An 11845-nucleotide genomic window follows, 5' to 3' on the forward strand; every position below is an offset into this window, starting at 1 on the left:
TTGCTTCCGTCTATTAACTCCCATTGTAGTACGTGTGTAGCCCAGGTCATAAGGGGCATGATGATTTGACGTCATCCCCGCCTTCCTCCGCATTGTCTGCGGCAGTCTCTCATGAGTTCCCACCCGAAGTGCTGGCAACATAAGATAGGGGTTGCGCTCGTTGCGGGACTTAACCCAACATCTCACGACACGAGCTGACGACAACCGTGCACCACCTGTTTTCTGGCTTCCGAAGAAGAGGAACTATCTCTAGTTCTGTCCATCAATGTCAAGACCTGGTAAGGTTCTTCGCGTTGCGTCGAATTAAACCACATACTCCACCGCTTGTGCGGGCCCCCGTCAATTCCTTTGAGTTTCAACCTTGCGGTCGTACTCCCCAGGCGGGGTACTTATTGCGTTAACTCCGGCACAGAAGGGGTCGATACCTCCTACACCTAGTACCCATCGTTTACGGCCAGGACTACCGGGGTATCTAATCCCGTTCGCTCCCCTGGCTTTCGCGCCTCAGCGTCAGTTTTCGTCCAGAAAGTCGCCTTCGCCACTGGTGTTCTTCCTAATATCTACGCATTTCACCGCTACACTAGGAATTCCACTTTCCTCTCCGATACTCTAGATTGGCAGTTTCCATCCCATCACGGGGTTAAGCCCCGAACTTTTAAGACAGACTGACCAATCCGCCTGCGCGCGCTTTACGCCCAATAATTCCGGACAACGCTTGCCACCTACGTATTACCGCGGCTGCTGGCACGTAGTTAGCCGTGGCTTTCTATTCCGGTACCGTCAATCCTTCTAACTATTCGCAAGAAGGCCTTTCGTCCCGATTAACAGAGCTTTACAACCCGAAGGCCGTCATCACTCACGCGGCGTTGCTCCGTCAGACTTTCGTCCATTGCGGAAGATTCCCCACTGCTGCCTCCCGTAGGAGTCTGGGCCGTGTCTCAGTCCCAATGTGGCCGTTCATCCTCTCAGACCGGCTACTGATCATCGCCTTGGTGGGCCGTTACCCCTCCAACTAGCTAATCAGACGCAATCCCCTCCTTCAGTGATAGCTTATAAATAGAGGCCACCTTTCATCCATCCTCGATGTCGAGGTCAGATCGTATGCGGTATTAGCAGTCGTTTCCAACTGTTGTCCCCCTCTGAAGGGCAGGTTGATTACGCGTTACTCACCCGTTCGCCACTAAGATTGATAGAAGCAAGCTTCCATCGCTCTTCGTTCGACTTGCATGTGTTAAGCACGCCGCCAGCGTTCGTCCTGAGCCAGGATCAAACTCTCCAAGATATCTTGAAGCTATTTGAATAGCTCATTATTTGTTGTCGTTACATGTAAGTAACTTTGAATTATGGTTGGTTTTGACTTTGTCAAAACCCGCACTCTGGCATATGTTCAATCATATTGATTGATTACCTATCATTGTTCAGTTTTCAAAGATCTGTACCAGTTTCCACTACCTTCTTTCGAAGTGTTTCATCAACTGGCGACTTGATTATTCTATCAAGTTCAGCTCATTACGTCAAGCACTTTTTAAAACTTTTTTCAGAAGTTTTTTTGTGCTCATCGTTTGTGCTGTGTCCTAACGACTTGTATAAGTATAGCACAAATAAAATAATCGTCAACATATAAAAACCTTGTTTTTACAACTTCATTTTAAATTCACCACGCCTCATCATAAGCCCGCCTTAATTCCTTATTAATTCAGGTTTTAAATTGTATAACACCTTTTTTTCAATCACTTTAGTTCATTTTATTTTTAACTAACTTTCACTAATTACTACTAAAGCTAAAAAATCCTTATAGAATACTTTCAAAAGTATCCTATAAGGATTTATGGTTTTATCTAAATCTACGATGGGAAACTCTCACAAATAAAATCTCTATATAACTATATTTCTAATGGAGTATATTTTTTAATCCATACATGATATAGACTGAGCGCTATGACCATAACTAAAGCAGCAATAATATATAGGTATTGATATCCTAATGCATTTGCAAGTAATGCAAGTATAATTGAACCAGCGCCTACACTTATATCAAGAGCTAAGAAATATGTCGCCGTTGATACACCTGCTCGTTCAATAGGTGCTGATTGTATGGCTAACGCTTGAAATGCCGGCTGGGCCGCCCCATAGCCTAACCCCAATAATGGAGCTGTAAGAATAATAGCCATTGGTGTTGTGGCAAGGCCTAAGCCAAATAGGCCTAATATAAATAAGCCTAACCCAGGATAAATAATGAACTTAGATCCATAACGAGCATACACTTTCCCCACCAAAGGTCGACTGATTATAATCATCAAAGCAAAGATAGCAAAAAAAGCACTACCCCTAATACCTGCGCCCATACTATTCAGCTCGATAGGAATAAATACTAAAACGCCTGAATAAGTAAAACCTATGAATAAACCCATTAATGCCCAAGGCAAACTTTTGCTTTCTATAAACTGAGAAATATGCCAGCCTTTGTGCTTAGACGTTTTTGGTAAGGCTAACTCTTTTGAAAGAGGAATAACATTACTTAACAGCAATACGTCATCGCCAGACCTACATCTAAATCACTACCACTTAGTTCGGAAGTAATCACTATAGGTAATGCAGCTACCAATACATAATGAGTCATATATAATATGCCACAGACTAAAAAGAACCTCTCTAGACTGTATGCTAGAGAGGTTCAGTACTTTTACCATTATTATAGTAAAAGCAGTTATATATTATTGTTGATTGCGGATATCGTTTTTGTTGCGACTTTTCCACATAACCCATAAGGATGTAGCTACACAGATAGAGGAGTACGCACCACTAGCAAAACCGATAATCATACAAAGAGCAAAGTTTTTTGTAGTGTCCCCACCGAACAGATAAAGAGATACACAGGCGAACATAACTGTAGCCAATGTATAGAAACTACGGTGAATACTTTGTGTAATAGATGCATTCGCAAGATCTGCAAATGTATCAGAACGTTTATGTGTATGTGTATTTTCACGAACACGGTCAAAGATAACTACAGATTCATTCATGGAGTAACCTACAACCGTAAGAATAGCAGCAAGGAAAGACGCATCAATTTCCAATTGGAAATAAGAGAATACGCCAAGCACCATGATTAAATCGTGGAAAATAGCAACAAGAGCAGAAATAGCAACTTTATATTCAAAACGATAAGAAATATACAATGCTAATGCTGCGAATGCTATAACAAGATTTAACAACGCATGTTCTGTAACCTCAGAACCAATTACAGCACCTACAGTTTCAATACGTTTAACTGTATTGTTTCCAATAGATTTAGTCAAAGACTCTACAACAGCGGCACTTTCACTAGCCTCGAGATTACGTGTACGAATCATTACGTCTTCGCCCGCTGTTTCACCAGTAGTATCACCAGAAAGCTGAATTTGTGCATTTTCAAGATTATATTCTTTCAAAACGTCACGAACTTGACTAACCTCTACAGGTTGATCAAATACAACTTCAACAATTGTACCACCAGTATAATCAATACCAAAGTTAAAGCCTTTAGTAAAGATAGAAATCAAACTGATAATAACAAGTGTGGAGGAAATAGCAAACCACCAACGATGATGTTTAATTACGTCTAATGTCATTTGCGTTTACCTCCTTTCAAAGATTTTGGTGCAAATGCGTCAGCACTTTTGCTTGGAGAGATATTCGCACCAAACCAGAATGGATGGTTCGTAAAGTTACAGTCTATAAGTAAGCGCAACAAGAAATGACTCACCGTAATCGCTGTAAACATACTTACAACAACACCTACGCCTAAGCTGATAGCAAAGCCTTTTACCGGACCAGAACCTAAGATTGTCAAGATACCAGCCGTAATAATAACGGATACGTTCGCATCTGTAATTGTTGCTAAAGCACGACTAAAACCAGCTTCCATTGCTACACGCATGGATTTACCAGAAAATACCTCTTCCTTAAATCGTTCAAAGATAAGGATATTAGCATCTACAGCAACACCCATGGATAAGATAATACCAGCAATACCTGGCAATGTCATAGTCGCATTAAAGCCTTTACCTAATACAAGTAATAAGAGCATTACATATACAAGTAATGCGATATTAGCTACGATACCGGAAAAGCGATATAAAATAACCAAGAAAATCATGATCATTGCAATACCAGCACTGAAGGCTACAACAGATTTATCCTTGGAATCTTGACCTAAAGAAGGACCTACTGTACGAACTTCCAATACATTAATTTTAACAGGTAATGCACCGGAACGTAATAAAATAGCTAAGTCTTTAGCTTCTTCTAAGCTTTGACTACCAGAAATTGTTGCTTTACCACCTGTAATTGCTTGTTGCACTACAGGATTAGTCAATTCTTTACCATCCAAAGTAATGGCAATGCGACGGCCAATATTTTTAGATGTTAAGTCCGCAAATTTCTTAGCCCCTTCATCGCTTAATTCAATAGCAACGAGTGGTTGTTTATTTTGACCTAACTCTTCTTTCGCATCTTTTAAATCATCACCAGTCATAACAGTTTGACCTTGGTCATTCTTAAATTCTAAGACCGCAGTTTTACCGATACGTTTTATCGCTTCGTCAGGATCTTTTACGCCTGGCAATTCGATGATAATACGGCGAGCGCCTTCACGTTGTACCAATGGTTCAGACAAACCCATTTCATTAATACGACGCTCTAAGATTTGCTTCGCCCGTTCCACTGCATCATTGTCAGCTTGACCAGTTGCAGAATCCTCTGCTTCCAATACGATATGCGTACCACCTTGTAAGTCTAGGCCTTGTTTCAAAGAACCTGCTAAAGGTTGAATGAAATACGCAAATAATCCAATGATGGCAGCAATGACTACTAAAAACTTGATAATAGCTTTACCGTTCAAAATAGTTGCTCCCTTCTACTACTATACGCAATGTATAACGCCTTGCTCCGTTACAATCTTGTTCATCCGTTGGTCCAATTCATCCATAGGGATTGGTTCATCCCAAATTTGGATAGCCCAACATACGCCCATATATGTACTTGATGAAAGTTCCTTGAGAAATCGATCATAATACCCATTCCCCATCCCCATGCGACCACCTTGACGGTCAAAGCCAGCACCAGGCACTAAAATCAAATCCAAGTCATGTGGATTAATAACCTCGTATGGCTCAGAGGGAATGCGAATATTTAACACACCCCGAGTGATAGATTCTAGAGACTTGAGACGAACTGCAATCATTGTCGTCTTATCTGTACAAACTGGAACATATACGGATTTACCATGTTCTAAAGCATGACGAATCACATCGTCTAAATTGGCCTCCTTGGGCATCGCCAAATAGGCCATAATGCTATTGGCTGATTTATATTCAGGAGTATTGACGATTTGCTCCGTCAACATTGATGTCCATGTATTACAATCAGCAACGGATAAAGCAGCGCGCTGGGACTTGCACGCCCGGCGCACTGCTTCCTTTGTATTCATTATTTTTCTTCCTTGTTTTTCTTGGAAAGTACGTTAGCAATTGCAGAACGCGCAAATGTTAACTCCACTTTTTCAGATACTTGAACCTTTACTTTTTCATCATCAAGTTCAACGATTTCACCATAAATACCGCCAATTGTAACGATTTTTTGGCCTTTTTTCAAACTACCTAACAAATTAGCGCGCTCTTTTTGTTGTTTCTTTTGTGGACGCCATAATAAAAAATAAAAGATTACGACCATCAACAAAATAGGCCAGCTAGTTTGCAACACTTGTAAAATATCTTCCATTTTATCCTCCTAGTATAATAAATATATTTTTCTTTTCTAGTATAGCCACCTAATATAGATTTGACTAGACTTAATTACTATTTTTTAAAGCTATCCCAAAACTGCATTCTAAATCGGGGGAATCGATCTTCCAAAATAGCTTGTCGCATTTGACGCATAAACTCAAGCAAGAAGTAGAGATTATGGTATGTTACGAGACGCAATGCCAAAATTTCTTCCGCCTTATACAAGTGACGAATATAAGCGCGGGAATAATTTTTACATGTATAGCACTGACAACCTTCTTCTAAAGGGCCCCAATCATGAGCAAACTGCGCATTTCGAATGTTAAGGCGCCCCTTCCAAGTCATAGCCATCCCATTTCGAGCAACACGTGTTGGATATACGCAGTCAAACATATCAATACCACGTGCCACGCCTTCAACAAGACAATCCGCTGTACCAACGCCCATCAAGTAACGAGCCTTGTTAGTTGGCAACAATGGTGTGGTATATTCCAAAATCTCGTTCATTAAATCATGAGGTTCCCCAACGGATAAGCCGCCAATACTATAGCCTTCAAAGTCCATGGCTACTAGCTCTTCCGCACTTTGTTTACGCAAGTCTTTATACATGCCGCCTTGAACAATACCAAACATACCTTGACGGTCATGAGCCTTACGAGCCTCTTGGCAGCGATGAGCCCAACGTGTGGTACGCGCTGTAGAACGCTTCGCATAATCATGATCTGCTGGATATGGAATGCATTCATCAAAGGCCATCGCAATATCAGAACCTAATTGCTCTTGTACCTTTGTGGCCACCTCTGGAGATAAAAACTGTTTAGAACCATCAATATGTGATCTAAAAGTTACACCTTCTTCAGTAATCTTACGCATGTCGCCTAAGCTAAATACTTGGAATCCACCGCTATCTGTTAAAATAGCTTGATCCCAATTCATAAACTTATGCAACCCACCTGCTTCTTCCACAAGTTCAGGCCCAGGACGAAGGAATAAATGGTACGTATTACTCAAGATAACTTGAGAACCCATAGCCTTTAATTCTTCAGGTGTCATTGTTTTAACAGTTGCCTGTGTACCTACAGGCATAAACATAGGTGTTTGGAAGGTACCATGTGGTGTATGCAATAAACCTGCACGTGCCCCTGTATGAGGACATGTCTTTTGTAATTCATAGGTAATACTTGGCATAGTCCCTCCTAACGAATAAACATAGCGTCGCCAAAGCTAAAGAAGCGATAACGTTCTCGAACAGCTTCTTCGTAGGCCGCTAAACAATGTTCACGACCGGCTAATGCACTAATTAACATTAACAATGTAGATTGAGGTAAATGGAAATTCGTTACCAATGCATCAATCATCTTAAATTTATAACCAGGATAGATAAATATTTGAGTCCATCCACTAATACCTTGTAGTATACCCTCATCATTCGTAGCAGACTCGAGTGTACGTACAGATGTAGTACCTACCGCAATAATACGGCGTCCGTTTCTCTTAGCTGCATTAATACGGTCAGCGGTTTCTTGAGATACAACGAAGAACTCACTATGCATCTCATGATCTTCAATCGTCTCTGCCGATACAGGTCTAAAAGTACCAAGACCAACATGCAAGGTTACAAACTCAAGCTCTACGCCTTTAGCTTTTATTTTTTCTAAAAGCTCTGGTGTAAAGTGAAGCCCTGCCGTTGGAGCCGCAGCAGAACCTTTCTCCTTAGCATATACCGTTTGATAACGATCTTTATCTTCTAACTTTTCATGAATATATGGAGGTAATGGCATTTCACCAATTTCTTGTATCACATCGTCAAATACACCATTGCAAGTGAACTCAATGATACGGCCTCCAAATTCAGTCTTATCTAGTACAGTCCCACTTAAGCGGTCGTCAAACTCTATGACTTGACCAATAGGACATTTTTTGCCAGGTTTAACAAGGCATTCCCACCGGTTTTCACCGCATGGAGTGAGGAGCAATACCTCTACCTTGCCACCAGAACCTTGCCGTTGACCATATAATCTTGCAGGAATAACCTTTGTATTATTAAATACAAGTACATCCCCTTCATGAAGTTCATCAAGCAAATCGTAAAAATGCTCTTTATGCGCAACCTCACCGGTAACCTTATCCAAGGTTAAAAGTCTTGCTGTATCGCGAGGTTCTACAGGATGTTGAGCAATTAGTTCCTCTGGCAATTCATAATCAAAATCTGTAACTTTCATCGTAATCCTTATTAGTACATTTTCTTTAATGTAATGCCACTATAGTAGTGACGCAAAATAGTTTGGTAATAATTAGCATCCCCTGGAGTAGCACGCTTAGCCATTTCCGCAGCGCCCCATTGAGACATACCAAGACCATGTCCCCAACCGTGGCCTTTAATATAGACAGTATCATTACTACCAGTAAAGTTATGATATGCCTTACCCGTGCCTTTAGCAGGGTTGTGATTTACATAGAAATCAAATAGTGTAGATTTTAAACCTAAAATACTACGCAAGGAATCGCCATCTACTGTCGTCTTTCCAGAGGTGCCTATGAAAGTAGCACTCTTAATACGTCCAGACACGCCTCTGTCAGATGTTTGTTGACCTGGCTTGCCAAGTGGTGTCAATTGAATACTCTTCAATTTCCCCACCCCTTTACTTGCTGCATTGAGCTTACTTTCAAGGGCCTGACGAGAGGTAGTAACCGTCCAATTCGATGTAGATGTGCCAGTACTAAAATCCTTTACACCTTTCAAATATGGTACATCACTGCCCCACACATTAACACTATCCTCAGTATAGCCACCGCCATCAGAATGGAATAAGGCATTAATAGGGCGTTGATTATATAGCATAACCATACCCTTTGTCTTATTTACTGCATTAGTAGTAGCCTGAGTTTCACCACTAACCCCATTATAGACTTGATGATCTGTGGACGTACTCACATCATACAATTTTCCTTTATTTTCTTCCATTGTATGAAGCGCATAAGTGCGAGCTGCTACAGCTTGTGCTTCTAATGCTGCTGCAGGCCAAGACGGAACGACTTCCTGTGGAACTACGCCATAAAGATAATCTTCAAGAGGTACAGAGTTAATGACCATCATTTTACCATTATTAGCACGTAATGTAAGTCCACCGCGATAACCTTTACCTTCAAACAAGAATGGCGCATCACTATTAGCTGGTTTTAAGGTAACTACACTATCAATGGCCTTGCCATTAACAACAATTTTACCACCTTGAACACCAACAGATGTACCACGATTCGCACTAATTGTACTAACTTGACCATTATTACTATTTAACACAACCATATTGGCAGTAGATGTCACCTTAGCATCGGTGCTACGGCTTCCTAATAGAACACGTACATTTGGTACATGCTCAATACGCTCCGTAGCAGGCGTTACTACAGAACCTACTTTATTGCGCGTAATAGCAGCTGTATTAGCTTGAATGCTATTTGCATTAGATGTTTTTACAACCTTAGATGCAGTAGACTTAACACCAGTAGATGTAGTTTTTGCTACAGGTTTTGGAGCTACTGTTTTTTGAACTTTCGTTGTAGCACTAGATGCTGCAGGTTTAGCAGCTGGCTTCGACGACACTTTTGACACAGGCTTTGGGGCCGGTTTAGTTACAAGTGGTCGAAAAGTTGACTTCTTAGTCGAATTTACTTTCGATACATTTATTGTAGATACTGTTGATTTCGGCATTGGCTTTTTAGTTACTACTGTACTTTTATGTTGCAATGTTGCCCCTTGAGCAACAGAAGCACCGCCAATATTTACACCTAAAAACAAAGTTGCCATTATCATCAATTGTAATCGTTTCGTTTTCATTGTTATTTCCCTGTCTGTGAAATACCTAAATGCTCATAGGCAAGTTTAGTAGCCACCCTCCCACGCGGTGTACGTCCTAAAAAACCTAGTTGCATCAAATATGGTTCATACACATCTTCGATGGTATCTCTCTCTTCGCTGATAGCTGCCGCAATAGTATCAATACCTACTGGACCACCATCATACTTTTCAATAATACACTCCAACACACGTCGATCGATTCGATCGAGTCCTTCTTTATCTATATATAAACGTTGTAACGCATCATCTGCAATGTCTTGAGTGATAACCCCATCACCAATAACTTGTGCAAAATCACGTACCCGTTTAAGTAGACGATTTGCGATACGCGGCGTTCCCCTTGAACGACGCGCAATTTCGCTAGCCCCAGTCGGCTCAATACCAATATTGAGTATTTCTGCGGCCCGCGTCACAATAAACTCTAATTCCGGTTGTTTATAATATTCCAACCGGTTAATAATACCAAAGCGGTCCCGCAAAGGCGCCGCCAAAGCCCCGGCCCGTGTAGTGGCACCTACCAAAGTAAACTTTGGCAAATCAATGCGCACCGTTCGAGCACTTGGGCCCTTACCGATGATAATATCGATAGCATAGTCCTCCATAGCAGAGTACAATACTTCCTCTACACTGCGAGACAAGCGATGAATTTCATCGATAAATAGTACATCGTGGTCATCTAAATTTGTTAAGATGGCAGCCAAGTCACCAGACTTTTCAATGGCAGGCCCAGAGGTTATGCGAAAATTAACACCCAATTCATTCGCAATAATCCCTGCCAAAGTAGTCTTCCCAAGACCTGGTGGACCATAGAGCAATACGTGATCTAAGGCTTCACCACGTTGCTTAGCCGCCTGAATATACACATTTAGATTACCTTTAGCCTCTTCTTGACCTACATACTCATTAAAGAACTTTGGTCGTAGGCTATATTGCCACATATCTTCTTCGTGCTCGCCATTTCCGACAAGGCGTACTTCTTCGTTCATCCTTATCGTCCTTTCCCAAGCTCAATCAAGCTGACTTTAATCAACTCAGATACATCGCGTTTACCATCATCTAAAGACTCCACAATATCGGCCACATCTCGCTCGGAATATCCTAATGATACAAGAGCTTCAATAGCCTCTCCCGCAGCTCCACTTGCAGTAACGCCAATTGGCTGAATCACCGCCGGTGACTCCGTAGAGATATGTGTCATTTTAGCTAACTTATCCTTTAATTCAAGAACAAGTCGCTCTGCAGACTTCTTGCCAATGCCAGGCAATTTGGTTAATTGCTGTACTTGGCCATTAATAACAGCTAATTTGAAAGCCTCCGGTGTCATGCCAGACAAAATACCTAACCCCACCTTAGGCCCTATACCGGAAACAGAAATGAGTAGAATAAATAGCTCATATTCCTCTTCCGTCCAAAAGCCATAGAGTTGCATTGCATCTTCCCGCACATTCAAATACGTAAATAGCGTTGCCTCATGACCTTCGATCAATTGTTGACGCGTAGTGGTCGGCACATAAACGCGATACCCTACACCATGTACATCTACGTAACAAGACTCTTTAAAGAGATGTGTTACGATGCCCCGTACATACCCTATCATTATACCAACCTCTTCAATCTATCATTGTGAGAACTATGGGCCGTACAGATGGCAACAGCTAATGCATCTGCCGTATCATCGGGCTTAATTTTCTCACGAATCCCCAAAATATTCATGGTCATATAAATAACCTGATTCTTATCAGCCTTACCGTATCCTGTAACAGCTTGCTTGATTTGTAGCGGTGTATATTCATAAATAGGAATACGCTGTTGTTCAGCTGCTAACAAGATAACTCCACGTGCTTGCCCAACCTTAATCGCCGTCGTTACATTGCGATTGAAGAACAATTCCTCTACGCCGAACTTATCCGGTTTAAATTCCTCTAGAATATCACTTAGATCATTAAATAAAATTTCTAACCGTTGTGAATCAGTTAATTCCTTAGGAGTTGTAATAGCCCCATAGGCTACTGGCGTTAATTTGCTGCCCTTCACGTCAATAATGCCATATCCACATATAGCCGTGCCTGGGTCAATACCTATTATTCGCATCTCAACCCCCTAGTTTAAAAATGAGATAAGCTGTCGCCTACCTCCATTACATAATCTATTTTATTATAGCACAATACCACATCGAAGTTCATGAATTTCAATATAAAATTTATAAGAAATCTATTAGTATTCT

General features: G+C 41.2%; 10 protein-coding genes, 1 rRNA gene and 1 pseudogene (1 of these 12 only partly in view). All 12 read right to left on the minus strand.

The window, feature by feature from the left end:
• Positions 1-1282 (minus strand): 16S ribosomal RNA (locus tag VEIT17_RS06160); it reaches 281 nt to the left of the window's first position.
• 601 nt (positions 1283-1883) lie between these two features.
• Positions 1884-2528: pseudogene (locus VEIT17_RS06165) on the minus strand (MFS transporter); the annotation flags it as partial.
• Between the two features lie 186 nt (positions 2529-2714).
• Positions 2715-3611, minus strand: a complete 897-nt coding sequence (gene secF / locus VEIT17_RS06170) for a protein translocase subunit SecF (RefSeq protein ID WP_024065567.1) — start codon at positions 3609-3611, stop codon at positions 2715-2717.
• Positions 3608-4882: a protein translocase subunit SecD gene (gene secD / locus VEIT17_RS06175; RefSeq protein ID WP_060924903.1), complete on the minus strand. Its 1275-nt coding sequence runs from the start codon at positions 4880-4882 to the stop codon at positions 3608-3610. The genes secF and secD overlap by 4 nt, the downstream gene beginning before the upstream one ends.
• A 21-nt stretch (positions 4883-4903) precedes the next feature.
• Positions 4904-5470: a 5-formyltetrahydrofolate cyclo-ligase gene (locus tag VEIT17_RS06180; RefSeq protein ID WP_119208495.1), complete on the minus strand. Its 567-nt coding sequence runs from the start codon at positions 5468-5470 to the stop codon at positions 4904-4906.
• A complete protein-coding gene (yajC, locus tag VEIT17_RS06185; RefSeq protein ID WP_005387358.1) occupies positions 5470-5760 on the minus strand; it encodes a preprotein translocase subunit YajC in 291 nt (96 codons plus the stop codon). Before yajC ends, VEIT17_RS06180 begins: the two co-directional genes overlap by 1 nt.
• Positions 5761-5837: 77 nt before the next feature.
• The gene (gene tgt, locus VEIT17_RS06190; protein ID WP_178885279.1) at positions 5838-6953 is read right to left on the minus strand and encodes a tRNA guanosine(34) transglycosylase Tgt; all 1116 of its coding nucleotides are present in this window, start codon (positions 6951-6953) and stop codon (positions 5838-5840) included.
• Positions 6954-6961: 8 nt separating this feature from the next.
• Entirely contained in the window at positions 6962-7987 is a 1026-nt protein-coding gene (gene queA / locus VEIT17_RS06195) for a tRNA preQ1(34) S-adenosylmethionine ribosyltransferase-isomerase QueA (RefSeq protein WP_178885281.1), read from the minus strand.
• Between the two features lie 11 nt (positions 7988-7998).
• Complete coding sequence (locus VEIT17_RS06200; RefSeq protein ID WP_178885284.1) at positions 7999-9600, minus strand: SpoIID/LytB domain-containing protein; 1602 nt, start codon at positions 9598-9600, stop codon at positions 7999-8001.
• A 2-nt stretch (positions 9601-9602) separates the two neighbouring features.
• On the minus strand, positions 9603-10607 hold the full coding sequence (ruvB, locus tag VEIT17_RS06205) for a Holliday junction branch migration DNA helicase RuvB (RefSeq protein ID WP_178885285.1): 1005 nt from the start codon (positions 10605-10607) through the stop codon (positions 9603-9605).
• Between the two features lie 2 nt (positions 10608-10609).
• The gene (gene ruvA / locus VEIT17_RS06210) at positions 10610-11218 is read right to left on the minus strand and encodes a Holliday junction branch migration protein RuvA (protein WP_178885287.1); all 609 of its coding nucleotides are present in this window, start codon (positions 11216-11218) and stop codon (positions 10610-10612) included.
• On the minus strand, positions 11218-11712 hold the full coding sequence (ruvC, locus tag VEIT17_RS06215) for a crossover junction endodeoxyribonuclease RuvC (RefSeq protein WP_005387349.1): 495 nt from the start codon (positions 11710-11712) through the stop codon (positions 11218-11220). Before ruvC ends, ruvA begins: the two co-directional genes overlap by 1 nt.
• Positions 11713-11845: the final 133 nt, after the last annotated feature.

The sequence above is a fragment of the Veillonella nakazawae genome (assembly GCF_013393365.1).
Classification (GTDB): Bacteria; Bacillota; Negativicutes; order Veillonellales; family Veillonellaceae; genus Veillonella; species Veillonella nakazawae.

What these genes read in the sequence shown, in the direction of transcription:
- ruvA (WP_178885287.1), bottom strand. Translation starts at nt 11,218, where the DNA reads ATGATAGGGTATGTACGGGGCATCGTAACACATCTCTTTAAAGAGTCT.
- queA (WP_178885281.1), bottom strand. Translation starts at nt 7,987, where the DNA reads ATGAAAGTTACAGATTTTGATTATGAATTGCCAGAGGAACTAATTGCT.
- ruvC (WP_005387349.1), bottom strand. Translation starts at nt 11,712, where the DNA reads ATGCGAATAATAGGTATTGACCCAGGCACGGCTATATGTGGATATGGC.
- VEIT17_RS06180 (WP_119208495.1), bottom strand. Translation starts at nt 5,470, where the DNA reads ATGAATACAAAGGAAGCAGTGCGCCGGGCGTGCAAGTCCCAGCGCGCT.
- ruvB (WP_178885285.1), bottom strand. Translation starts at nt 10,607, where the DNA reads ATGAACGAAGAAGTACGCCTTGTCGGAAATGGCGAGCACGAAGAAGAT.
- yajC (WP_005387358.1), bottom strand. Translation starts at nt 5,760, where the DNA reads ATGGAAGATATTTTACAAGTGTTGCAAACTAGCTGGCCTATTTTGTTG.
- secF (WP_024065567.1), bottom strand. Translation starts at nt 3,611, where the DNA reads ATGACATTAGACGTAATTAAACATCATCGTTGGTGGTTTGCTATTTCC.
- tgt (WP_178885279.1), bottom strand. Translation starts at nt 6,953, where the DNA reads ATGCCAAGTATTACCTATGAATTACAAAAGACATGTCCTCATACAGGG.
- VEIT17_RS06200 (WP_178885284.1), bottom strand. Translation starts at nt 9,600, where the DNA reads ATGAAAACGAAACGATTACAATTGATGATAATGGCAACTTTGTTTTTA.